Origin of the sequence: Paraburkholderia sp. HC6.4b, assembly GCF_014200875.1 — a bacterium.
Taxonomy (GTDB): Bacteria; Pseudomonadota; Gammaproteobacteria; order Burkholderiales; family Burkholderiaceae; genus Paraburkholderia; species Paraburkholderia tuberum.
The window spans coordinates 167,667-191,448 of sequence record NZ_JACHDC010000008.1 but is presented as its reverse complement, the minus strand read 5'-3'; the positions used below and the strand labels follow the sequence as shown (position 1 = coordinate 191,448).

21 protein-coding genes are annotated in these 23,782 nt (G+C 61.8%); 8 read left to right on the top strand and 13 right to left on the bottom strand.

Annotation, left to right across the window (positions count from 1 at the left end; all coding sequences use genetic code 11):
* The first annotated feature begins 522 nt into the window (after positions 1 to 522).
* A complete protein-coding gene (locus tag HDG34_RS14550) occupies positions 523 to 702 on the top strand; it encodes a hypothetical protein (RefSeq protein ID WP_090805511.1) in 180 nt (59 codons plus the stop codon).
* Positions 703 to 907: 205 nt separating this feature from the next.
* On the opposite strand, the gene HDG34_RS14545 is transcribed toward HDG34_RS14550, so the two are convergent.
* Positions 908 to 1,333 (bottom strand): HIT family protein, encoded by a 426-nt coding sequence (locus HDG34_RS14545; RefSeq protein WP_090805510.1) that lies wholly within the window; start codon positions 1,331 to 1,333, stop codon positions 908 to 910.
* A 101-nt stretch (positions 1,334 to 1,434) separates the two neighbouring features.
* Positions 1,435 to 2,370, bottom strand: coding sequence for a GlxA family transcriptional regulator (locus tag HDG34_RS14540; protein ID WP_184060965.1), 936 nt, complete (start codon positions 2,368 to 2,370; stop codon positions 1,435 to 1,437).
* Between the two features lie 175 nt (positions 2,371 to 2,545).
* Here HDG34_RS14540 and HDG34_RS14535 point away from each other — a divergent pair, with 175 nt between their 5' ends.
* Positions 2,546 to 3,385, top strand: coding sequence for an SDR family oxidoreductase (locus tag HDG34_RS14535; protein WP_184060964.1), 840 nt, complete (start codon positions 2,546 to 2,548; stop codon positions 3,383 to 3,385).
* Positions 3,386 to 3,414: 29 nt separating this feature from the next.
* Here the strand turns inward: HDG34_RS14535 and HDG34_RS14530 are convergent, their stop codons facing one another.
* Complete coding sequence (locus HDG34_RS14530) at positions 3,415 to 4,530, bottom strand: diguanylate cyclase (RefSeq protein ID WP_184060963.1); 1,116 nt, start codon at positions 4,528 to 4,530, stop codon at positions 3,415 to 3,417.
* 285 nt (positions 4,531 to 4,815) lie between these two features.
* On the opposite strand from HDG34_RS14530, the gene HDG34_RS14525 reads away from it, so the two are divergent.
* Complete coding sequence (locus HDG34_RS14525) at positions 4,816 to 5,145, top strand: ecotin precursor (RefSeq protein ID WP_184060962.1); 330 nt, start codon at positions 4,816 to 4,818, stop codon at positions 5,143 to 5,145.
* A gap of 99 nt (positions 5,146 to 5,244) precedes the next feature.
* Here HDG34_RS14525 and HDG34_RS14520 read toward each other — a convergent pair whose 3' ends face one another.
* The 3 genes from HDG34_RS14520 to mnmE form a co-directional block, all read right to left on the bottom strand.
* Positions 5,245 to 5,406: a hypothetical protein gene (locus HDG34_RS14520; RefSeq protein WP_184036753.1), complete on the bottom strand. Its 162-nt coding sequence runs from the start codon at positions 5,404 to 5,406 to the stop codon at positions 5,245 to 5,247.
* Between the two features lie 266 nt (positions 5,407 to 5,672).
* Positions 5,673 to 6,842 (bottom strand): integrase arm-type DNA-binding domain-containing protein, encoded by a 1,170-nt coding sequence (locus tag HDG34_RS14515; RefSeq protein WP_184060961.1) that lies wholly within the window; start codon positions 6,840 to 6,842, stop codon positions 5,673 to 5,675.
* A 183-nt stretch (positions 6,843 to 7,025) separates the two neighbouring features.
* On the bottom strand, positions 7,026 to 8,420 hold the full coding sequence (gene mnmE / locus HDG34_RS14510; RefSeq protein WP_184060960.1) for a tRNA uridine-5-carboxymethylaminomethyl(34) synthesis GTPase MnmE: 1,395 nt from the start codon (positions 8,418 to 8,420) through the stop codon (positions 7,026 to 7,028).
* A 382-nt stretch (positions 8,421 to 8,802) separates the two neighbouring features.
* Here mnmE and HDG34_RS14505 point away from each other — a divergent pair, with 382 nt between their 5' ends.
* Positions 8,803 to 9,210, top strand: coding sequence for a helix-turn-helix transcriptional regulator (locus tag HDG34_RS14505; protein ID WP_018418931.1), 408 nt, complete (start codon positions 8,803 to 8,805; stop codon positions 9,208 to 9,210).
* A gap of 136 nt (positions 9,211 to 9,346) precedes the next feature.
* On the opposite strand, the gene yidC is transcribed toward HDG34_RS14505, so the two are convergent.
* From yidC to rpmH, 4 genes are all read right to left on the bottom strand, one after another.
* Positions 9,347 to 11,005, bottom strand: coding sequence for a membrane protein insertase YidC (yidC, locus tag HDG34_RS14500; protein ID WP_184060959.1), 1,659 nt, complete (start codon positions 11,003 to 11,005; stop codon positions 9,347 to 9,349).
* 30 nt (positions 11,006 to 11,035) lie between these two features.
* Complete coding sequence (gene yidD / locus HDG34_RS14495) at positions 11,036 to 11,266, bottom strand: membrane protein insertion efficiency factor YidD (RefSeq protein WP_167050029.1); 231 nt, start codon at positions 11,264 to 11,266, stop codon at positions 11,036 to 11,038.
* Between the two features lie 112 nt (positions 11,267 to 11,378).
* Entirely contained in the window at positions 11,379 to 11,858 is a 480-nt protein-coding gene (rnpA, locus tag HDG34_RS14490; protein ID WP_409259356.1) for a ribonuclease P protein component, read from the bottom strand.
* A gap of 19 nt (positions 11,859 to 11,877) precedes the next feature.
* Complete coding sequence (rpmH, locus tag HDG34_RS14485) at positions 11,878 to 12,012, bottom strand: 50S ribosomal protein L34 (RefSeq protein WP_004198824.1); 135 nt, start codon at positions 12,010 to 12,012, stop codon at positions 11,878 to 11,880.
* A gap of 383 nt (positions 12,013 to 12,395) precedes the next feature.
* Between rpmH and dnaA the strand changes: the two genes are divergently transcribed.
* The 3 genes from dnaA (at position 12,396) to gyrB (ending at position 18,214) form a co-directional block, all read left to right on the top strand.
* A complete protein-coding gene (gene dnaA / locus HDG34_RS14480; protein WP_221309137.1) occupies positions 12,396 to 13,994 on the top strand; it encodes a chromosomal replication initiator protein DnaA in 1,599 nt (532 codons plus the stop codon).
* Between the two features lie 530 nt (positions 13,995 to 14,524).
* Positions 14,525 to 15,628 (top strand): DNA polymerase III subunit beta, encoded by a 1,104-nt coding sequence (gene dnaN, locus HDG34_RS14475; protein WP_090802283.1) that lies wholly within the window; start codon positions 14,525 to 14,527, stop codon positions 15,626 to 15,628.
* 114 nt (positions 15,629 to 15,742) lie between these two features.
* Positions 15,743 to 18,214 carry a DNA topoisomerase (ATP-hydrolyzing) subunit B gene (gene gyrB / locus HDG34_RS14470; RefSeq protein ID WP_184060957.1) on the top strand — a complete coding sequence of 824 codons (2,472 nt, stop codon included), beginning with the start codon at positions 15,743 to 15,745 and terminating at the stop codon, positions 18,212 to 18,214.
* Between the two features lie 805 nt (positions 18,215 to 19,019).
* Here gyrB and HDG34_RS14465 read toward each other — a convergent pair.
* From HDG34_RS14465 to HDG34_RS14455, 3 genes are all read right to left on the bottom strand, one after another.
* Positions 19,020 to 19,172, bottom strand: a complete 153-nt coding sequence (locus HDG34_RS14465) for a hypothetical protein (protein WP_184060956.1) — start codon at positions 19,170 to 19,172, stop codon at positions 19,020 to 19,022.
* A gap of 171 nt (positions 19,173 to 19,343) precedes the next feature.
* Positions 19,344 to 20,867 carry a CoA-acylating methylmalonate-semialdehyde dehydrogenase gene (locus tag HDG34_RS14460; protein ID WP_184060955.1) on the bottom strand — a complete coding sequence of 508 codons (1,524 nt, stop codon included), beginning with the start codon at positions 20,865 to 20,867 and terminating at the stop codon, positions 19,344 to 19,346.
* 49 nt (positions 20,868 to 20,916) lie between these two features.
* Positions 20,917 to 22,245, bottom strand: coding sequence for an aspartate aminotransferase family protein (locus HDG34_RS14455; protein ID WP_184060954.1), 1,329 nt, complete (start codon positions 22,243 to 22,245; stop codon positions 20,917 to 20,919).
* A gap of 114 nt (positions 22,246 to 22,359) precedes the next feature.
* Here HDG34_RS14455 and HDG34_RS14450 point away from each other — a divergent pair, with 114 nt between their 5' ends.
* Complete coding sequence (locus tag HDG34_RS14450; RefSeq protein ID WP_184060953.1) at positions 22,360 to 23,772, top strand: PLP-dependent aminotransferase family protein; 1,413 nt, start codon at positions 22,360 to 22,362, stop codon at positions 23,770 to 23,772.
* Positions 23,773 to 23,782: the final 10 nt, after the last annotated feature.

Genomic DNA, 23,782 nt, shown 5'->3' with positions numbered 1-23,782 from the left:
CAAGCACATCTTGTGTGCGATCGCAACAGTGGCGAATTGTCGCACCTGCTGTCGAAGCTGATTAAAGCTTGAGCACACGCCTGACCGAATGGCAATGAAATGAATAACTAAAAATCCACACTCGCATATGCCTTAGCTGGTAAAGCTTTGCGCGCGCATTCACGTAAACGTGTAGCGTCAATTAAGCGATTTAATACAATTTAATCAACGGGTTTGTGCATCGCACACAAAGTCATTCCACAGGCAAAAGCTGCGATGCGCAATAACGAGGCAAGTGCAGAAAATAAACAGTGCCAGCCGTATCTCACGGGCCCTGGTGAAACGCTTGCAACGCGCCATTGCCGAAAACGCATGAAAAAAGCCGCGCGGCGCAAAACCGCGTGGACAGGCGAGGGGGGCGCGATCGCAGTGCGATGTACCCTTCGCGTGCGGCCTGAATCCAGGTGGATCTTCGTCGAGCCGGTATGCGGGTACAGGCGGTGCTCTACAATGAAAATGAATCTCCTGCACCCGGAGGCTATCGTGAACGAGCACGTCATACTCGGGATTTTTCTGGTCGTTCCGCTGCTGATCGTCATGTTTCTTTTTTCCGACGAACTGTGGCAGGAGCATCGAGACCTGCACGACGGACGGCCGTTGCGAGCGCGTCGCCGACGCATCGACTGGCGGCATCCGCTACGCCGTTCGCGCGAGCGGCTCTGAGATTGCGAAGCGGGTCCCCAAAGAAAAAAAGCCTGCCACAGGGGCAGGCTGAAAAAAAGAGATCCACACTCAATGCCTTGAACACAAGGCAATAGCAGTCTAGTCGCGACACGCTAATCGGTGGTTTCAACGGCTTTTACAGTTGTTACCGGGCGTGACCGTAATGCGGGGCGCGACGTTGCGTCGGCAGGCCTCGCGTCGCGCTTCAGTGGGCGCGCCAGTGCGCGCGAATCCGTTTGGCGAGCGCTTCGAGCGTGTCCGGATCGGCGACCTCGCGCGCATGCAGCTTCAGCGGTTGGCCTTCCCAGCGCGGAATCACGTGGAAATGGACGTGCGGCACTGTCTGTCCCGCCGCCGCGCCATTGAACTGGCCGATGAACACGCCGTCAGGACGCAGTGCCGCGCGCACCGCGATCGCGAGCTTTTGCGCCATGCGCGTCGACGCGACGAGCGCCGCATCCGACAGATCGAAAATTTCCGCGACCGCTTCCTTCGGCACGACGAGCAGATGGCCGTCGGCCTGCGGCATCAAGTCCATGAAAGCCAGCGCCTGGTCGTTTTCGGCCACCTTGATGCACGGTAGTTCGCCGCGCAAGATTTTGGCGAACGGGTTGCTGTCGTTGTAGCTCATCGCGTTTCCTTTCATTTGGGCTGGGTTCGATTCACGGGTCGAGCGGGATACTTTTTTTGCGTAGCTTCGCACCGCGGGTTTCCTATTCTCTACCCGAACGCTTACGCCACGCGTGCGGCACGCCGGATCGCTTGAGGTGGCTGGCCGAACGCGCGCAAAAACGCGCGCCGCATCCGCTCGGGGTCGATGAAGCCAGTGTCGGCTGCGACGGTTTCGATCGAATGACGGCCGGTTTCGAGCATCGTGCGAGCCGCTTCGACACGCAGCGCCTCGATCGCGCGGGCCGGCGACTGGCGCGTCTCGTCGCGAAACGCGCGGCTGAACTGGCGCGGGCTCAGATGCGCGACGTCGGCGAGCTGCTCGACGGTCAGCGGCTCGCGCAGATGGCTCTTCGCATACGACAGCGCGTTCTGGATCCGATCGGATTTCGGTTCGAGATCGAGCATCGCGGAGTACTGCGATTGCCCGCCGGTGCGCCGGTGATAGACCACGAGCTTCTTCGCGATCGCGCGCGAAACCGCGACGCCGAGGTCGTTCTCGACGAGCGCGAGGCACAGATCGATACACGCGGTCATGCCGGCCGACGTCCACACCGAGCCGTCGACGATGAAGATGCGGTCCTCGTCGACCCGCGCGCGCGGAAAGCGCCGTTGCAAATCGCGCGCATGCGCCCAGTGCGTAGTCGCGTGACGGCCGTCGAGGATGCCCGCTTCGGCGAGCACGAATGCGCCGGTGCAGATGCTCGCAGTGCGGCGCGAGGCGGCGAGGGCGTCGTTCAGAAACGCGAGCAGCCCCGGCGACGACGGCGCGATCTCCATCGCGCCGGTGACGATCACCGTGTCGTAGGCGGGATCGCCGAACGGGCGCGTCGCGACCTCGACGCCCGCCGAGCTGCGCACCATGCCGCCGTGCTCGGAGATCACCGCGACGTCGTACGCGGGCTCGCCGGTGTCCTGATTGGCGAGTTCGAAAATCGATACCGCGACCATGTCGAGGATCTGAAAGCCCGGAAAGACCACCACGGCGATGCGTTTCATTTGCGATGTCCGGAAACGAGGGAAATACGACATTTGAGACAAAACAGTACGCGCCTAAACTCAGCTCGTCAACCCCGCCGTATCAGCGCAAAAGCCGCCAGGCGGCGAGTTCACGGATGTTCCCATTCACCGGACAGGGCGGCCGCATCATGCGCAGCCCACAAGGAGAGCTTCAATGGCAACGCAGGCAGCCAAGGGCGTACAAGGCAATTCGAACGAAGGCAAGGGTACGGCGGTGGTCACGGGCGCATCGTCGGGTATCGGCGCGGTCTACGCGGACCGGCTCGCGCGACGCGGCTACGACCTGCTGCTGATCGCGCGCGACGGCGCACGCCTCAGCAGCCTCGCCGACCGGCTGACGAAGGAAACCGGCCGCCGCGTGAGCACCGTCAGCGCCGATCTGACCAACAAGGCCGACGTGCGCCGCATCGAGAACCAGTTGCGCGCCGAGCCAGGCATCACGATGCTGATCAACAACGCGGGCGTCGGCGCAACCGCGACGCTGGTCGACTCCGACATCGATCAACTCGAGCAGATGATCGAGCTGAACGTGACCTCGCTCACGCGCCTGACGGCGGCGGTGCTGCCGGGCTTCATCGCGCGCGGCGCCGGTACGGTGATCAATATCTCGTCGATCGTCGCGCTGGCGCCGGAATTGTTGAACGGCACCTATAGCGGCACCAAGGCCTACGTGTTGAACCTCACGCAGTCGCTGCATCACGAGGTGGGCGGCAAGGGCGTGCGGCTGCAAGCGGTGCTGCCGGGCGCGACGAGCACCGCGTTCTGGGATCGCGCGGGTCTCGCGGTCGAGAACCTGCCTTCGCAGATCGTGATGAGCGCCGAGGACATGGTCGACGCGGCGCTTGCCGGTCTCGACCAGGGCGAGCTGGTGACGATCCCGTCGTTGCCCGATGCCGCCGACTGGGAGCGTCTGAACAGCGCGCGTTTGCATCTGCAGCCGAATCTGTCGCGCAGCGCGCCGGCCGAGCGCTATACGCGCGCCGCGGTGGCGTAAGCCGAAGGTTGAGGAGGGCGGCGCCAGACTCAGCCGCTCACGGCCACTTGATTCTTGCCGTCGTGTTTCGCGCGATACAGGCCGACGCCGGCGGCCTCGATCAGCGTCGTGACCGGTTCGGCGGCCGACGGCACCACCATCGCCGCGCCGATGCTGATCGTGACGACGCCCTCTGCCGAGCCCGCATGGGTGATCGCGCGGTCTTCGACCGCGATGCGGATTTTCTCCGCGAGCAGGCGCAAGCCGCCCGCCGACGTGTCCGGCACGACCACCGCGAACTCCTCGCCGCCGAAGCGCGCGGCGAGATCCAGTGAATGGCCGAGGCACGCTTCGATCGTATGCGCGACGCTCTTCAGCACTTCGTCGCCGGCGACGTGCCCATAGGTGTCGTTGTAGGCCTTGAAGTGATCGACGTCGATCATCAGGAGGCCGAGGCCGGTCTTGTCGCGGGTGCCACGGTGCCATTCGGCCGCCAGATACTGGTCGAGGTAGCGGCGGTTCGACAGGCCGGTCAGACCGTCCGAATGCGTGAGCCGCTGCAACTCCAGATTCGTCGCCAGCAGTTGCCGCTGAGATTGCCGCAGCGCGCGGTACGCCTCGTCGCGTTGCAGCAGGTGTAGATACGAGCACGAGTGATAGCGGATGCGCGCTATCAGTTCGATGCGGTCGGGCAGCTTCACGAGGTAGTCGCTCGAACCGGCTGCGAACGCCGCGCTTTTGACGAGCGGCTCTTCGTTGGTCGACAGCACGACGATCGGGATGTCGCGAGTGGCGGCATTCAGCCGGTATTGCCGCACCAGCGTCAGACCGTCGGTGCCCGGCATCACGAGATCTTGCAGGATCACCGTCGCGCGCGTTTCCTCGGCGCAGCGCACCGCGTCTTCCCATGACGCGCAGTAGCGAAAGTCGATGCCCGGCTCGTCGGCGAGCGCCTCGCGCACCCCCTCGGCGATGACCGCCTGGTCGTCGACCAGCAGCACCATGATCGGGCACTCGGCCGCCGGCGGGTCGGCGAGGATGCGCGCGAGCGCGTCGTCGCTGGCGAGACTGGGCGCATCCTCAGCGACGAGCGCGTGCGCCTGCGCGTTCGCGTCGTCTGCGGGATGCAGCGTTGCGGCGTTCTGGGGCGGTTTAGAGGTGTCCATGTGGCTCGGCCAGGATGAAGTTCAGGGAGGGCACGTCAGCTTGCGGGGAGGCGAGGCGCTCGTTGACCACTGCCCTTGGTCAGATAATAGTCGGCGCCCGCATCAAGGCCAGCGCGGCGATCTTCCCCGCGATGCCTGGATGAAAAGCAGCGCAATGCCTTGCGTGGGTTAACGCGTCCAACGTTATGCACCTGTTACAGAGTTAATCTCCGGTTACCAACTGCAGCATCTATTTCCGCGCACGCCGGCGACAATTCGTCCATGCCTGAACGGCGGGAGCTCAATATGAAAAAGATCGCAGTGGCGTTGGTAATGGCGGGTAGTTTGACGGTGGCGGGCCAGGCGTCCGCGCACGGACACGGCGGTGATGTGGTGGGTGCGCTGATTGGCGGCGCGGTGCTGGGCGCGGTGGTCACCTCGGCGTTGACGCCGGCGCCGGTGGTCGCGTATCCGCAGCCGGTCTATGGCGAACCCGCGTACCAACCCGCGCCGGCTTACGTGGCACCGCCGCCCGGATATTGCTACGACCAGTATCAGCGCGCCTATGTCGCGTGCGGCGCACCGCCGCCCGGACAGTACGGCTATGCGCAACCGCAACCCGAGCCGCAGTGGTGAGCGCGGCCAGCCTCTGATGCGCGGATGATTCAGCCGAACAACGCGCAGACAAAAAGGCCGTCGCCCAATGCGACGGCCTTTTTCCATTTGAGGCACGGCTTAATGCTTGTGATGCAGCCACTCCGCGTAATGCGTGTCGAGCCAGCGCTCGAGCCTGGGCGGCCTGGACGGGTCGCGGTGACGCGACATCATCCAGATGGCAAGGCCGACCACCAGCATGACGGCGGGCCCCATCAGATAAGCGAGCATTGATTCAGGCATCGGAACCTCCGTATCGGCTTGCATCCATCTCTCAGTGTAGGCGAAGGAAGCGGGGAAAGAACGACGATGTCAAACGGTCCAGAGAAGCGAAAAAAGGCGCATTTGCGCCCGGTTTGGAAACCTGTTTTTTGATGATTTTTCCTTTATTTGCTTAGCGTCTGGGCGAGGTCGCCTTAGCCTGTGTACCATCCTGTTACCGGCCTGACGGCAAGCGTCACATGACGCCAAAACCCATGACAATGCCGTCAAGCCGTCCCGTTCGCCGTCTACCGCGCGACTTCCATCTGGCTATCGACAAAGTCAGCCCAACTCTGAAGCATGCGATCCTGCCACGCCGCTTCGTCGGTTGCTTCACGCTTCGCGATGTCGCCCCCCGCATCTGTTTGCTGTTCCATGTCGCGCAGATGCGACGATGCGGTGCGACGAAAGTCATGCAGCACGAAATGCTCCACGTCGAGCCCCAATGCCTTGACTGCCTGGTTCAGCGTGCTTTTCGCGATCGGCCGATCGTCGCCCCTGACGCTCGGGAACACGAACGTCTCGCTGGTGCGCCCGCGCTGCAGCTCGCGCAGCAGCGCGACCGCCTGACGCGGCAGACGGACGACGCGGTCCTCGCGCGCGTTCAGGCGCGCGGCGGGGATCGTCCACAGCGCGTCGTCGAGATCGAACTCGGCCCATGTCGATTCGACGAGGTCCGCTTTGCGTGCCATCGTCAGCACCAGCAGATGCAGCGCGAGCTTCAGCGGACGGCGGATATTGGATGTGTCGATCGTGCGCAGCATGACACCGATCTCGGCGCCGGACAGCACGCGGGTGCGGCTGTCGAAGGTCGCGATCGAGCGCGCCGGTACGACTTCCGCGGGATTGCTGGTCGCGAGCTGGCGCGCGATCAGATACGCGTACAGGCGCTTCACGACGTTGCGCGTGTGCAGCGCCATTTTCGGCGAGCCGCGGCTTTTGATGCGCTCGCAGATCGCGACGACGTCGTCAGCGGTGACCGCGCCGATCGGCTTGTTGCCGATCGCGGGCAGCACGTCCTTGTCGAGCGCGCGCCGCGTGGTGCGGCGATATTCATCCGACTTGCCGGCCAGCGCCGTCGCGAGATAAAGCTCGGCCGCTTCGCGCAGCACGTCGGCCTTGCTCTCGGCACCGCGATCGCGCCGCGCGGTGGCGACCGGCGAGATGCCCTGCGCGACGAGCGCCGCGTACCTCTGCGCCTTCGCGCGCGCGACGCGCAGCGAAATCATCCGGTAATCGCCGATGGTCGCGAGCGGCTGACGCTTGCCGTTCAACGTATAGCGGAAGCGCCAGACCTTGGTGCCGGTCGTCATGACCTCGATCACGAGGCCGTTGCCGTCGGCGACGCAGTAGCGGGTCGCGCGCGGTTCGAGCGCGCGGATCTCGGATTCGGTGAGCGGGGTGGCGAGGCGGGGCATGCTTTGGGGACGCTGTACGTTTAGGCTCGGACAGCTGGATTCTAAACCTTTGCCCGGTTGTGTACCAAAAATCCGGTGGGTTTTTGGTCGACGGAGTGCGATTTTCGCGTGTGCGGCAGCGGCACCGATTCGGCCGCGATAGCCTATATGACGGCCGTATTGCGGCGACGCACAAGTTCGGCGTTACTTGCCGATACAGAATCGGCTGAAAATCACGCCGAGCAGATCGTCCGAACTGAACTCACCGGTGATCGAGTTCAGTTGATCCTGCGCGAGCCGCAATTCCTCGGCGAACAGATCGAGCGCCTGCGCGTTCTGCTCCGCATGCACGGCGGCGGTCGCCAGATGCTCGTCGGCCGCGCGCAACGCGATCAGGTGCCGCTCGCGCGCGAGATAGACGCTCTCCGCGCCCGCCTGCCAGCCGGCAATCCGCAGCAGTTCGTCGCGTAGCAGCGCGACGCCGTCACCCTTCTTCGCCGACAGCCGCACCTCGCTAAGTTCGAGGTCGGCGTCGAGCGCCTGCGTCGCGGGCGCGAGCCCTGTCAGGTCGGTCTTGTTCAGCACGCGGACGACGGGCACGCCGCGCGGAAAGCGTCCGGCGATCGTTTCGTCGCCGGCCGTCATTCCGGCGCGCGCGTCGAGCAGATGCAGCACCACGTCCGCGCGCTCGATCTCGCCCCATGTGCGCTCGATGCCGATCTTCTCGACCTCGTCCTCGGTCTCGCGCAGGCCGGCCGTGTCGATCACGTGCAGCGGGATGCCTTCGATCTGGATCGTCTGCGCGACCTTGTCGCGCGTCGTGCCGGCGATCGGCGTGACGATCGCGAGTTCGGCGCCGGCGAGCGCATTCAGCAGCGACGACTTGCCGACGTTCGGTTGCCCCGCCAGCACGACCGACAAACCTTCGCGCAGCAACGCGCCCTGGCGCGCCTCGCTCAGCACGTGCGCGAGACGCTCGCGTATGCGCACGAGCTTGCCGCGCGCGTCGGCGGCTTCGAGGAAGTCGATCTCCTCTTCCGGGAAGTCGAGCGTCGCTTCGACCAGCATCCGCAGCGTGATCACCTCTTCGACCAGCGCGTGGATGTCGCGCGAGAACGCGCCGTCGAGCGAGCGGCCGGCCGAACGCGCGGCGGCCTCGGTGCTTGCCTCGATCAGATCGGCGACGGCCTCGGCCTGCGCGAGGTCGAGCTTGTCGTTCAGAAACGCGCGACGCGTGAATTCGCCGGGCTCGGCGAGCCGTAGACCGAACGCGCCGCCGGCGTCGATGCAGCGCTGCAGGACCAATTGCAGCACGACCGGGCCGCCATGGCCTTGCAGTTCAAGCACGTGCTCGCCGGTGTACGAGTGCGGCGCCGGAAAGTACAGCGCGATGCCGCGATCGAGCGGATTGCCGCTCGCGTCGAGAAACGGCACGTAGCTCGCGTGACGCGCCGCGAGCGTCTGGCCGGTGAGGGCCTGCATCAACGGCTGGGCCGCCGCCGCGCCAGCGCGGCCGAACGAAATCCGCACGACGCCGATGCCTCCCCGGCCGGGCGCGGTAGCAATGGCGACGATGGGATCGGAGTCGGTCGTGAGCATGTGAAGTCGGGTGAAACGGGAGGGGAGGAGCAGGGCCGCGTCGGTCGAACCGGCGCGAGGCATTGTAACGCGCGCGCTTCGCACGGAAGCGCTGGCGACAAGGACGCGAAGCGGATGACGTGCCCGTTCGCCTCTATTGTTTGAACAACTCAGATTTATCTCAATTAAGCTAGGATTGTTACCGCGCTACTTAGGAATTGTTGAGACTCGGCAGGAACTGCGGTTCAGGCAAAGCCAAGCCTGGCAATCGAGAGATGAAAAAAATCAAATTCGCGCAACGCGTTACGGGGCGCGCGCTACAAGCTAAAACTATCTCAAATAAGAGAAAACAAAGCTTGATCGGTTGTCAACTGGCTGAACTCCGAATTGCACAATCTGGCCCATGCCGACCGACAAAGAAAAAGCCGCCTTCGCCAAGAGGCTGAAGGATCTGCTTGAGCCGCTGAAAATCCGCGGCGGGACCAAACTCGCCGAGCAATTCAATCTTCGCTATTACGGCGAGCGGCCCGTGACGCCCCAGACCGCACACAAATGGCTGACGGGCACGACGATCCCGAAGCCGGACAAGTTGCGCACGCTCGCCGAATGGTTGAACGTCAAGGAGCACTGGCTCCATTACGGACCACCGCCCGGCGCCAGCGCACGACCGATGGCACGTGGCGAAAAATATCCGCCGACACCCGAAACGATCGAACTCGCTTCGAAGATCGCATCGTTGACCCCGAAGGACCGGAATCTGGTCGAGGAAATGATCGTGCGTTTTTACGGCGAAGATTCCGACGAAGAGTGAACGACGAAACTCAAGCGCAGCCGCCCGCCGCATTTCCTTCAGCCGCACCATAAAAAAGCCGCCCGGTTCGCACCGGGCGGCTTTTCGTTTTGAGCTTGCGTCACGGCGGCCCTGCGGGCCGCCACCGGACGGAACATCAGGCCGGCTTCACCTTCGAGCTGCCCATCATCCGCGTGATGTAGTACTGCTGCGCGATCGACAGCACGTTGTTCACGACGTAGTACAACACGAGACCTGCGGGGAAGAAGAAGAACATCACCGAGAACGCGATCGGCATGAACATCATCATCTTCGCCTGGACTGGGTCCGGCGGCGTCGGGTTCAAGCGGGTCTGCAGGAACATCGACACGGCCATCAGGATCGGCAGGATGAAGTACGGGTCCTGCTGTGACAGATCATGGATCCATAGAATCCACGGCGCGCCGCGCATTTCCACCGACGACAGCAACACCCAGTACAACGAGATGAACACCGGGATCTGGATCACGACCGGCAGACAGCCGCCGAACGGATTGACCTTCTCGGTCTTGTACAGCTCCATCAGCGCCGCGTTCATCTTCTGCGGATCGCCCTTGAAACGCTCGCGCAGCGCCTGCATGCGCGGCGTGATCGCCTTCATGCGCGCCATTGACTTGTAGCTCGCGGCCGACAGCGGGAAGAACACCGCCTTGATCAGCACCGTGAGCAGCACGATCGACCAGCCCCAGTTGCCGACATAGCCGTGGATCTTCGACAGCAGCCAGAACAGCGGCTTCGCGATGATCGTGACCCAGCCGTAGTCCTTCACCAGATCGAGACCCGGCGCGATACCTGCGAGCATCTTTTCTTCTTCCGGACCGGCGAACAGACGCGCGGACACGCTGACGGTCTGGCCCGGCTGGATGGTCGGCATCGCCTCCTTCATGCCGACGCGATACAGCGACGGATCGATCTTCTCGGCGTAGAACTCGCGCTTCACGCCTTCCTGCGGAATCCAGGCCGACGCGAAGTAGTGCTGGACCATCGCGACCCAGCCGTCGTTGGCCGACGTCGCGAAGTTCTGCTTGTTCTTGTCGAGATCGCTGAACGTCATCTTCTGGAAGTGATGCTCGTTCGTGTAGACAGCCGGTCCGATGAACGTATGCGAGAAGCGCGGCGTTTCGACCGGCTGGTCGTCGCGCACGAGTTCCATATAGAGCTGCGGCGTCACCGGCGTGGTGCCGACGTTCTGGACCTTCGTCTCGACGCCGATCACGTAGCTGCCGCGCGTGAACGTATACGTCTTGATGACCCGGAGGCCGCCCTTTTCCGGGGACTCAAAGCTCATCTGGAACGAGTTCTGGCCGTCGGCCAGATGGGTCGGCTGATTCGGCATCAGCGTAAAGATGTCGTTGTGATTCGGGAAGTCACCGCCGAGCAGGCCAGTGCGCGCCAGATACGTGTGATTGTTCGTTTTGTCGAACAGCGTGATCACGAGATCCGGCTGCTTGCCGTCGCCCTGCTTGACGAGCGACAGGCGCGACAATGTGCCACCGCGGGTGTCGATTTCGCCGCTATAGACGTCGGTGCCGAACTTCACGAGCTGCGATTGCTCGGCCGCTGGCGCGTTGCCCGGCGCGGCCGCGTTGGTTGTCGGCAGATCGGCCGGCTGGGTGCCCGGTGTCGTGGTGCCCGGCGTGGCGCTGCCGGCGGTCTGGGTCGGCGTCGTGCTCGGGAAGAACATCGACGGGCGTCCGTGGTCGCGTTGCCAGTTGTCGAACAGCATGACAGCTGACATGAAAAAGATGACCCATAGGACGGTGCGTTTGATATCCATGCGTTGTCTCAGTGTCGATGGAACGGCGCGTCAGCGCTTTTCAGAAGTGGGTGGCGGGACGAGATCGATGCCGCCCGCGGAAAACGGGTGGCAGCGGCAAACACGCCTCACGGCGAGATAAGTCCCGCGCGCGGCGCCATGATACTGGATTGCCTCGCGCGCGTAATCAGAGCAGGAAGGGTAAAAACGGCACCGGTTGCCGAGCATGGGGCTCACGGCAAGCTTGTAAAAGCGCAATAAAGCGAAGAGTACCGTTTGCATGGCAGGTGCGGCCGTACGGCGCCGCGCAACGTGAAGTACAGGACGACGCCCGCGCTCTGAAGCTGCCGGCGCAACGCCCATTGCGGCGACCGTGGTGCGGGCGGTCACTGCGTCATTCCGTCTTGGGCGCCTCCGCGGGCGGCGCCTGACGACGGGTAATTTCGCGCGCTGCCTTGTCGAGCAGCGCCTCGATTTCGCTGCGGCACAGCACCTTCAACGGCGGCGATGACGCGCTCGGCAAAGCTTTTTTGTCGAAACGCGTGTGTAGACGCAGCAGCACATCCCAACCGCCGAATTCCGCGCGACGCAGCCGGAAGGCTTCGCGCGCCATCCGGCGCACCAGATTCCGCGTGGCCGCGCGCGGCGCATACTTCTTACCGATCACGAGGCCAAGACGCGCCTCGTTGCCGGTGGGCCGGCCGTACACGACGAAGTGTGCGGTACGGCGCCACGGCCGCAAACGAAAAACGGATGAAAATTCATCCGTTTTTAGCAGCCTTGCGGCTTTGGGGAAGGCGGCTTGCGCTCGCAACGGAACCGAGCCCGGTTGCTGCGCCCCGGCCGCTCCCGCTTCGCCGCGGGTTTCGGTCACAGCGCGCAATCCGCTTGCCTTAGATCGCGAGGCGCTTGCGGCCCTTCGCGCGACGTGCGTTGATGACCTTGCGGCCGCCAGCGGTCTTCATGCGAACGCGGAAGCCATGGGTGCGCTTGCGACGGGTAACGGAAGGTTGGTAAGTACGTTTCATGTTGCTCTCACTTGATCGAAAAAAACCGCGCGATCATCGCTGAAAGCGCAATGGCCGGTGGTTTACTGAAATTGGTTTTCGCGGAACCCGCTATTTAAACTGGTTTTCCGTTGGCCGTCAATAGTTTAGCCGTCGTCTGGCGCAGCCGGGGGTTGCCGGACCAAGCGATCGGTCCCTGTGGATAACTCACTTTCGGGTTCGTTTTGGCGTTAGAATCTCGCCTTACTTCCCAAAAATGTTGCACGCCGCTCCGGCACGCTTGTCCCGCAGACCCTTGTGGCACAGGCTCCTGGGGCTGTTACGCCTGGCTGCTCAGGGCCTTGTTGCGCGTGCGCGACAGGGGCAGCGGCGACCGCCGTGCACACCATAACGATAGCAACTTGATGAACGAATTCTGGCAACACTGTTCCGCATTGCTGGAGCGTGAGCTTACGCCCCAGCAGTACGTGACGTGGATCAAACCCTTGGCCCCGGTCGCCTTCGACGCCGATGCGAACACGTTGAGCATTGCCGCGCCGAACCGCTTCAAGCTCGACTGGGTCAAGAGCCAGTTCTCCGGCCGCATCGCGGATATGGCCCGCGATTTCTGGCATGCGCCGGTGGACGTGCAATTCGTATTGGATCCGAAGGCCGGTATGCGTAGCCCAACGGCCGCGGCGCCGGCTCCGTCGTCGGCACGCCCGGCTTCGGCCGCGCCGCAGGGCGGTAATGCCGGCGGCGTCGCGGCCGTCGATGCGGCTGTCGGCGCCGTGCATGCCGCGCATGCCGCGCGCGCGAATCCCGCAGCCGCGGCTGCGGCGCTCGCAGCGCAAAACGCGAATTCGCGCAGCGCCGCCGAAGACGTCGCAGATCTCGATCTGCCGAGCCTGGACGCGAACGAAGCCGCCGCCGGACGTCGCACGTGGCGCCCAGGCCAAGGCGTGGGCGCGACGGCATCCAGCGAGAGCGACTCGATGTACGAGCGCTCGAAGCTGAACCCCGTGCTGACCTTCGACAACTTCGTGACCGGTAAGGCGAATCAGCTCGCGCGCGCCGCGGCGATCCAGGTCGCCGACAACCCCGGCATTTCGTATAACCCGCTGTTCCTGTACGGTGGCGTGGGCCTCGGCAAGACACACCTGATCCATGCTATCGGAAATCAGTTGCTGATGGACAAACCCGGCGCGCGGATTCGCTACATCCACGCGGAACAGTACGTGTCCGATGTCGTGAAGGCGTACCAGCGCAAGGCGTTCGACGACTTCAAGCGCTACTACCACTCGCTCGACCTGCTGCTGATCGACGATATTCAGTTCTTCTCGGGCAAGTCGCGCACGCAGGAGGAATTCTTCTACGCTTTTGAGGCGCTGGTCGCCAACAAGGCGCAAGTGATTATCACGAGCGATACGTATCCGAAGGAAATCTCGGGTATCGACGATCGCCTGATCTCGCGCTTCGACTCCGGACTGACGGTGGCGATCGAGCCGCCCGAACTCGAAATGCGCGTCGCGATTCTGATGCGCAAAGCGCAATCGGAGTTCGTGAGCCTCAATGAGGACGTCGCGTTCTTCGTCGCGAAGCATCTCCGCTCGAACGTGCGCGAACTCGAGGGCGCGCTGCGCAAGATCCTCGCGTATTCGAAGTTCCACGGCCGCGAAATCACGATCGAACTGACCAAGGAAGCGCTGAAAGACCTGCTGACGGTGCAGAACCGGCAGATTTCGGTGGAAAACATCCAGAAAACGGTCGCCGACTTCTACAGCATCAAGGTCGCGGACATGTATTCGAAGAAGCGTCCGGCGAACATCGCGCGGCCGCGGCAGATCGCGATGTACCTGGCGAAGGAATTGACGCAGAAGAGTCTGCCGGAAATCGGTGAGCTTTTCGGCGGGCGCGACCACACGACGGTGCTGCACGCGGTGCGCAAGATCGCCGACGAGCGCAGCAAGGACGCGCAGCTGAATCACGAACTGCACGTGCTGGAGCAGACGCTGAAGGGCTAAACGGGCTGGCCGCACGCGACCGTGAAACGGACGTCGGCGGCAGGAAACGCCGGAAGCGGCTACGCAGTGGTTTGAATGAGGCCGCGAAAACGCTGTAAATCGAGAAACGGGCAGGGGACTCACAACCCGGCGGCGCTGTCGGGTCCGAACGGGAAATGACAAGGAACGCGACGGTAAGCGGGCAGAAGCGACGTAAAAAGCGCGGCAAACCCGTGACGAATTTGCGGCGCAACCGGCCAGAAGTGGCGGAACAACGAGCCTGCGAACCGGTAGCGCCGCGCAGCGGCGCGACAAGTCGGCGGCAGCCCGGACCACGCCCTACAAAATCGACCTGTTTATTCCCGAACTCGCCCCCATTTTAGTGAGGCGGTCCCGTTTTCAGGCACAATACAGGTTTAACCGCCCGGCGGCGACGGGCGGATTTCACGCCGTGTCGGGCGCTTTTCAGGGCGCCGGCGGGGAGCCGTGGCTGCGCGCTGAAACGCTTGTCCCGTAAGGCGTGCAGGCCGTTATACCAACGAAGGAACCCTATGCAACTGGTCAAGACCGAACGCGACAACCTCCTCAGGCCGCTGCAAACCGTGAGCGGCATCGTCGAACGCCGCCATACGTTGCCGATCCTCGCCAATTTGCTGATCACCAAGAACGGTCCTGACGTATCGTTCCTGTCGACCGACCTGGAGTTGCAGATCACCACGCGCGCCGATTTCGGCGTGGGCGGCGATTCGGTCGCGACCACGGTGGCAGCGCGCAAGCTCCTCGACATTCTGCGCGCGATGCCTGACGGCCAGGTCACGCTGACGCTGAACGACAAGCGTCTGACCGTGCAATCCGGCAAGAGCCGCTTTGCGCTGCAGACGCTCGCCGCGGACGAATTCCCGACCGTCGCTCAGGCCAAAGACTACGGCGCGAGCCTGGTGGTTCCTCAAAAGACGTTCCGCCAGCTGCTCGGCATGGTCCATTTCTCGATGGCCCAGCAGGACATCCGCTACTACCTGAACGGCATGCTGCTGGTGGTGGACGGCGATCAGCTGATGGCGGTCGCGACCGACGGTCACCGTCTCGCGTTCTCGTCGATGAAGATCGAGGGCTCCTTCGCGCGCCACGAAGTGATCATTCCGCGCAAGACGATTCTCGAACTACAGCGCCTGCTCGAAGACATCGACGACACGCTGAAGATTGACATCGCGCAGACGCAGGTCAAGTTCACGTTCGGTCAGGTTGAACTCGTGTCGAAGCTCGTGGAAGGCAAGTTCCCCGACTTCCAGCGCGTGATTCCGAAGTCGCACAAGAACAAATTCCAGATTGGCCGCGAAGAACTGCAGCGTTCGCTGCAACGCGCGGCGATTCTGACGTCGGATAAGTTCAAGGGCGTGCGCTGCATCGTCGAGCCGGGCCAGTTGAAGATCATGTCGACCAACGCCGATCAGGAAGAGGCGCAGGAAGAACTGGAAATCGCATACGACGGCGACAGCGTCGATATCGGGTTCAACGTCACGTATCTGCTCGACGTGCTCGCGAATTTGAAGGTCGACATGCTGCAGGTGAGCCTGGGTGATGCCAGCTCCAGCGCGTTGATCACGATTCCCGAGAACGACGAATTCAAGTACGTGGTGATGCCGATGCGCATCTGACGCGTCCAACATCAAGAAGAACACCAAGGGGCGCAGCGCCCCTTTGGCGTTTTTATGGCGTTTTGAAAAGTCCAGAGCAGCAACCTTGCAGTAACGCAGAACCGGAAAAAATCCATGACTGAAACGAACAATACGCAGCCCGATAACAGCTACGGCGCCTCGTCCATCCAGATCCTCGAAGGTCTGGAAGCCGTGCGCAAGCGGCCTGGGATGTACATCGGGGATACATCGGATGGCACCGGTTTGCACCACCTCGTGTTCGAAGTGCTCGACAACTCGATCGACGAAGCGCTCGCCGGCCATTGCAACGACATCCAGGTGATCATCCACGCGGACAACTCCGTGTCGATCACCGACAACGGCCGCGGCGTGCCGACCGGCCTCAAGATGGACGACAAGCACGATCCGAAGCGCAGCGCCGCCGAAATCGTGATGACCGAGCTGCACGCCGGCGGCAAGTTCGACCAGAACAGCTACAAGGTGTCGGGCGGCCTGCACGGCGTGGGCGTGTCGTGCGTGAACGCGCTGTCGGCGTGGTTGCGCCTCACCGTGCGCCGCGACGGCAAGAAGCACTTCATGGAATTCCACCGTGGTGTGCCGCAGAACCGCGTGCTCGAAGAGATCGACGGCGTGACCACGTCGCCGATACAGGTGATCGGCGACACCGAAAACCGCGGCACCGAAGTGCATTTCATGGCCGATGAAAAGATTTTCGGCAATGTTGAATACCACTACGACATTCTCGCGAAGCGGATTCGTGAGCTTTCGTTCCTCAATAACGGCGTGCGGATTCGATTGGTGGATCAGCGCTCGGGTAAGGAAGAGGATTTCGCGTTCGTCGGCGGCGTGAAGGGTTTTGTCGAGTACATCAACAAGAACAAGTCCGTGCTGCACCCGAACATCTTCCACATCATCGGCGAGAAGGATGGTGTGGGCGTCGAAGTGGCGATGCAGTGGAACGACAGCTACAACGAAAACGTGCTGTGCTTCACGAACAACATTCCGCAGCGCGATGGCGGCACGCACCTTACCGGTCTGCGTGCGGCGATGACGCGCGTGCTGAACAAGTACATCGCCGATCACGAAGTCGCGAAGAAGGCGAAGGTCGAAACGTCGGGCGATGACATGCGTGAAGGGCTGTCGTGCGTGCTGTCGGTGAAGGTGCCTGAGCCGAAGTTCAGCTCGCAGACGAAGGACAAGCTCGTGTCGTCGGAAGTGCGCGCGCAGGTGGAAGAAGTGGTCGCAAAGGCGCTCGAGGAATTCCTGCTCGAGACGCCGGGCGACGCGAAGATCATCTGCGGCAAGATCGTCGATGCGGCGCGTGCCCGCGATGCGGCGCGCAAGGCGCGTGAGATGACGCGCCGTAAGGGCGTGCTCGATGGCGTCGGTTTGCCCGGGAAGCTCGCCGATTGCCAGGAGAAGGATCCGGCGAAGTCGGAGATTTATATCGTCGAGGGTGACTCGGCGGGAGGGTCGGCGAAGCAGGGGCGTGATCGGAAGTTTCAGGCTATCTTGCCGCTGCGCGGCAAGGTGCTGAACGTCGAGAAGGCGCGCTACGACAAGCTGCTTTCTTCCGAGCAGATCGTTACGCTGATTACCGCGCTTGGCTGCGGGATCGGCAAGGAAGATTACAACCTCGACAAGCTGCGCTATCACCGCATCATCATCATGACCGATGCTGACGTCGACGGCGCGCACATCCGGACGCTGTTGTTGACGTTCTTCTATCGGCAGATGCCGGAGATGATCGAGCGCGGGTATATCTATATCGCGCAGCCGCCGCTTTACAAGATCAAGGCGGGGAAGGATGAGCGGTATCTGAAGGATGAGTCGGAAGTCAACGCTCATATTCTTCGGCTCGCGTTGCAGGGGTCGGAGTTGGTGGCTTCTGAAGGTGCGACTCCGATTACCGGGGATGCGTTGGGTGAGTTGGCTCGGGCTTATCTGTTGGCGCAGGCAGTGGTTGATCGGTTGAGCCGGCTGTATGACGCGGGTGCGCTCGAGGCCGTGATGGATGGGGTTGCTATCGACCTCTCCAGCGAGCAGGCGGCCGAAGCTTCGGCTCGCGCGCTTGAGGCGAAGCTGCGGGATGATGCGCTGAAGCCGGAAGTGCGCGTTACGACGATGTATGACCCGGTGCGGGAGCTGCGCTCGCTGCGCGTCGCGCGGACGCATCATGGGAATCAGAAGATTTCTGTGATCGATGAAGAGTTTCAGTTGACTGCGGATTATCAGCAGCTTGTGACCACCGCTAATACGTTCAAGGGGTTGATCGGCTCTGGCGCTGTGATCAAGCGTGGGGAGCGGAGTATGGCTGTCACCGACTTTAAGAGTGCGATGAAGTGGCTGCTGGCTGATGCTGAGAGGAATATGTCCAAGCAGCGCTATAAAGGCCTCGGGGAGATGAATCCGGAGCAGCTTTGGGAGACGACTATGGATCCTGCGGTGCGGCGTCTTCTTCGGGTGCAGATTGAGGATGCTATTGCTGCTGATGGCATCTTTACTACGCTCATGGGGGATGATGTGGAGCCGCGCAGGGCTTTTATTGAGTCGAATGCGTTGAGGGCGGGGAATATCGACGTTTGAGGGTGTTGTAGCAGGAGTCATAACCTGAGATTTTGGGAAGCATCCATTGAGACATTTATCGATAGACGCGCTCCGATAGCTCACATGACGGCACCTTACTAACGTCACAGCCGCACGAATGACGGCCACAGTGTTGAGGTGGCCGTAGTTTTTTCGGTCTCGGCAACAATCAGGGGGGCTTTTCAGCCGGACTTCTGCTGCGTCCGCTGGTCCGCGGTTTTCGTCTGTGCTCCCGCCCAATGTACTGAAAACGATTTCGCCTGCGACAGCATCGCCCAGCTCACGCACAGCGGCTTCGTTGGTCGCGCCAGAGCATCGTAGTTGGGATGACCCGGTTTGCTTCTCTAGCGAATGCGCCTCTTTTAGATAGACGCACTGCGCTGACCGCCTCAGAACGACTCCTAGCGGCGATGGCCGTTGATGCGCTCCTATCTGACGCCGGCAAAAACCTGGAATCTGGCGAAGTCGGTGACGGTGGAGTGCGTGGGCGCTGGCCGGCATCCCGTGTGCCCGGCAAAAAAGAAAGTGTCCCTCGACCTCGTCATGGAAGCCTCCCTGACGGAGAGTGCCGAAACGGTCAAAGCCTTGTCAGCTATGGCTAGGGACGCATTTATTCGGTAGCGCATGTAACCATCGAGCGGCTCGTCTTTTTACCCCCCGTTTTCTTTGAAATTTTTGGGCGCAGGGCGGCTGAGGGACACTTTTAGGGAGGGGGCTCCGAAGCGTCACGCGAGGCGTGAAAGCCCTCCGTACGAATCGCGGATGGGTCTACAGGCACCATCAGAGCCCGCTCGAACTCACTGGGTCAAACCTGTCCCGCAATCAACCATTCCACCGTTCCGGCCGGATAATCTTCCGGCCACCCCCTTGCCAGCAAATCCACCGCATCTTGCATCTGCAGCGCCGTCTCGTCGCGGTTCGCCCCCAAGAGCCACTTGAGAGGACCGCGACGAAACATCCAAGCCTCCATGTTTTCAATCCTCCATGCGACTTCTGGCGCCCGCGTTGAAACGCGGGGGCGCGCTTGCCGCCACTACAACCTTGTTGTGGTATGACCCAAGCGACTGAGCCTGGCTCGGCTCGGCCAGTGGACGCCATCCGCAACCGCCGACCGCGCCAAGTCATGAGCTTACTTCGCAACGGGCATTGTGAACTCGGCTCCCTTGGCAATGCTATCCGGCCAACGCTGCATGACGCTCTTGTAGCGCGTATAGAAGCGTACGCCTTCTTCGCCGTAAGCATGATGGTCGCCAAAAAGGGAACGCTTCCAGCCGCCGAACGAATGCCATGCCATCGGAACCGGGATGGGCACGTTCACGCCGACCATGCCGACCTGAATCTGTCGCGCGAACGCCCGGGCCACGCCGCCGTCCGACGTGTAAAGCGAGACACCGTTCGCGAACTCATGCGCGTTAATTAGCTTCACTGCGCTCGCGAAATCGGGCACTCGAATCACCGCAAGAACAGGCCCAAATATCTCTTCCTTGTAGATTTTCATGTCCGTCCGAACGTCGTCGAAGAGGGTACCGCCGATGAAATACCCTGGCCTCGAATAGACCGGGTGAGTTCGCCCGTCAACGATGAGCCTGGCACCTTCGGCTTCGCCGGAAGCGATGTAGCCGGCCACTTTCGCCTTGTGTTCGGCCGTCACGAGCGGCCCCATTTCAGCGTCGAGTTTCTCGCCATTCTTGATAACAAGCGATTTGACGCGCGGAATTAACTTCTCGATGAGGGCGTCCCCGGTGTCACCCACGGCGACCGCCACCGAGATAGCCATACAGCGCTCGCCGGCGGAGCCGTAGGCGGCACCAATCAGCGCATCCACCGCCTGGTCCAGGTCTGCGTCCGGCATCACCACGAGGTGATTCTTCGCGCCGCCCAACGCCTGCACGCGCTTGCCGCGACGCGACGCTTCCGTATGGATGTACTCCGCAATCGGCGTCGAGCCGACGAACGACAGGGCGGCGACGTCCGGATGGTCGATGAGCGCGTCGACTGCCACCTTGTCGCCATTGACCACGTTGAAGACGCCATCCGGCAAGCCAGCTTCCTTGAGCAGTTCGGCGAGGCGCACCGAAGCGGACGGGTCGCGCTCGGACGGCTTCAACAAGAACGTGTTGCCGCAGGCCAGCGCAACCGGGAACATCCACATCGGCACCATCACGGGGAAATTGAACGGCGTAATGCCCGCCACCACGCCCAACGGCTGACGCAGGTTCCAGTTATCGATGCCGCCGCCAATCTGGTCGGTGAAGTCCGTCTTCAGGAGATTGGGAATGCCGCAAGCGAATTCGACAACTTCGATGCCACGTACCACTTCGCCCTGCGCATCGGTGAAGACCTTGCCGTGCTCACGCGTGATGAGCATCGCCAGCTCGTCGTGGTGCTTGTTCAGCAGTTCCTTGAACTTGAACAGGATGCGCGCACGCTTGAGCGGAGCAGTCTCGCTCCAGCTCGGGAAAGCTGCCGCGGCTGCCTGCACCGCCTGGTCGACTTCTTCGACGGAGGCAAGGGCCACTCCGCCGGTCACCTCTCCGGTTGCGGGGTTGAAAATATCCTTGAAGCGGTCGCTCGACGGCACAACGATTTGACCGTTGATGAAGTGGCTAACCTGCTTGATAGAGAGGTTCGCTGTTTCATTTGCTACATTCATTTCGGAACTCCAGATGCTTGTCTGGCCGATGGCGGCCTGGTGGTTAAAATCAGGCAGCGTTGCGCAGTACGTCTTGCACCGTTGAGAAAATCTGGTCAATCTTCTGCTCGTCGATAATCAGTGGCGGCGAGAAGGCAAGAATGTCACCGGTGTAACGCACGAGTACGCCAGCCTCGAAGCATTTCAGGAATACGTCGTATCCGCGTGCACCCGGTGCACCCGGACGCGATTCGAGCTCGATACCGGCGACCAGACCGAGGTTCCGGATGTCCTTCACGTACGGCGAGCCATGCAGCTCGTGTACAGCATCTTCGAAAACGCCGGACAACTCTTTTGCACGCTCGAAGAGTCGGTCCCGCTTGTAGATATCGAGCGTTGCAATAGCAGCTGCTGCCGCGGCGGGATGCGCAGTGTAGGTGTAGCCATGAAAAAACTCGATAGCATTCTCCGCTCCTGCATTGACCACCGTGTCATGGACCGCGCGGCTGGCCGCAACGGCACCCATTGGAATGGCCGCGTTATTGATTGCCTTCGCCATCGTGAGGACGTCCGGAACTACGCCGAAATATTCGCTCGCCGTCGGCGCGCCCAAGCGCCCGAATCCGGTAATCACCTCGTCGAAAATCAGCAGGATGCCGTGCCTGGTGCACAGCTCGCGGAGTCGCTCAAGGTAGCCCTTCGGAGGAACGATTACGCCAGTCGACCCTGCAAGCGGTTCGACTATAACGGCGGCGATGGTCGAGGCGTCGTGGAGCGCGACGAGCCGCTCAAGCTCATCTGCCAGATGTCCACCCCAGGTCGGTTGGCCACGCGTGAACGCTGCCTCCGCGATGTTCAGCGTATGCGGAAGGTGGTCCACATGTGGCATCAGGTTACCGGAGAACGTCTTGCGGTTTGCCAGGATGCCACCGACTGAAATGCCGCCGAACCCAACACCGTGATAACCACGCTCCCGGCCGATGAAGCGGGTACGTTGCCCTTCACCGCGCGCACGATGATAGGCGAGTGCTATCTTCAACGCTGTGTCGACCGACTCCGAACCCGAGTTTGTAAAGAAGATACGGTCGAGGCCCACCGGCATCAATTCGGCGACCGCGGTCGCTGCTTCGAATGCGAGCGGGTGGCCCATCTGAAACGTCGGCGCATAGTCCATCGTTGCGAGTTGCTCAGCGACAGCCTCCGTGATTTCCGAGCGGCCATGGCCCGCGTTCACGCACCAAAGACCTGCCGTCGCGTCGAGCACGGGACGGTCGTCCACGGTCGTGTAGTACATGCCCTTCGCAGATTTGAACAGTCGGGGTGCTGCCTTGAATTGCCGGTTCGCCGTGAACGGCATCCAGAAGTTCGAGAGGTCCGGCCCGGTTTGCGTTGTGCTCATGAGTTGACTCCGTGAATATGGAGTCAACTCTATCGACTTCGCACGCTACAATCACTGGACAGCCGAAAACAAACGGTCAGACTGTACTAACTACTTCTCCCGGACTGTATTGAAATGTTCGAACTGAACCTGTCCCGCGTCAGGAAGAACGAAGGTACGTTGGTCGACCAGATTGTCTCGTCAATCGGGCAGGAACTGAGACAGGGTACGTACCCCGCCGGCACCATGCTGCCTTCTGTACGAACGCTTGCGAAAGCTCATAACCTGAGCACGTACACAGTCTCTGAAGCATACCAACGGCTTGTTTCGCTAGGGCTTGTGAACGCCCGTGCCGGAGCAGGTTACCGTGTCGCAACTCCAGCAGCCAAAGCGCCTGCTGCGCCTGTCTGGAGCGCTCCAAGTTTAAACGCCGCGTGGCTACTGTCCGACGTTTTTGCGGACCAGTCTGTGCCCATCAAGGCGGGATGCGGGTGGATTCCAAACGACTGGATAAACGAGAGTGGCGTTCAACACGCGTTGCGCGTAGTAAGCCGCGTGCCAGGACCCCGCATCGGAGGCTACGGCCATCCGTACGGACTCGCGACACTGCGCGAGCATATCGCTAATTCGTTGCGTAGATATTCGCTGTCCGTAGGTACCACTGACGTTCTGTTGACGCAAGGCGTCACTCAGGCGCTGGACCTCGTCGTTCGGACTCTTCTTCGGCCCGGTGACACGGTGATTGTTGAAGACCCGTGCTATTGCAATCTGCTGCAGATTCTCAAGGTGGCATTCGTCAACGTGGTGAGTGTTCCGCGTACACCTGACGGCATCGATAGCGCGCAACTTGAAGAGGTGGTGAAGCGACATCGCCCGAAGGGCCTGTTCATCAATACCGTGTTGCAGAATCCTTCGGGAACATCGCTTAGCGCTTCGTCAGCGTTCCGCCTGCTTCAGATTGCCGACCGCGAAGGTCTGTGGATTGTTGAAGACGATATCTCCAGAGAGCTCGCTCCGCCTGGCGCGCCATGCCTCGCGGCGATGGAAGGTCTGCAACGGGTCATCTACGTATCAGGCTTTTCAAAAACCATCACACCCGCAATGCGAGTCGGATATATCGCCGCCAGCCGAGACCTCGTTTCGCGGTTCGCCCTGACAAAGATGGCGGTCGGCCTTACCTCATCCGAAGTTACCGAGCGTGCTGTCGCGACCGTCCTTATAGAAGGGCACTACGACCGTCATACCGCTCACATCCGGGAACGGCTGTTCAATGCGCACGCGCGCGTGACTGAGTCCATGGCCAGAGCCGGCCTCGAAATATTCCACGCGCCCAATGCAGGGCTGTTTTTGTGGGCGAAGTTGCCTATTCGGCCGGAAGACAGCATCGCAGTTGCAAATGATGCGTTGAGCAAGGGCATCTGGCTTGCTCCTGGCTCATATTTCCGACCAGGGGAGCCCGCATCTGAGTGGTTCAGATTCAATGCAGCGGCGTCCGACGTTCCGGAACTGTGGACGTTTATGAAGGGGCTGACCAGCGGCGCCGCCTAGCTTTGCGAAA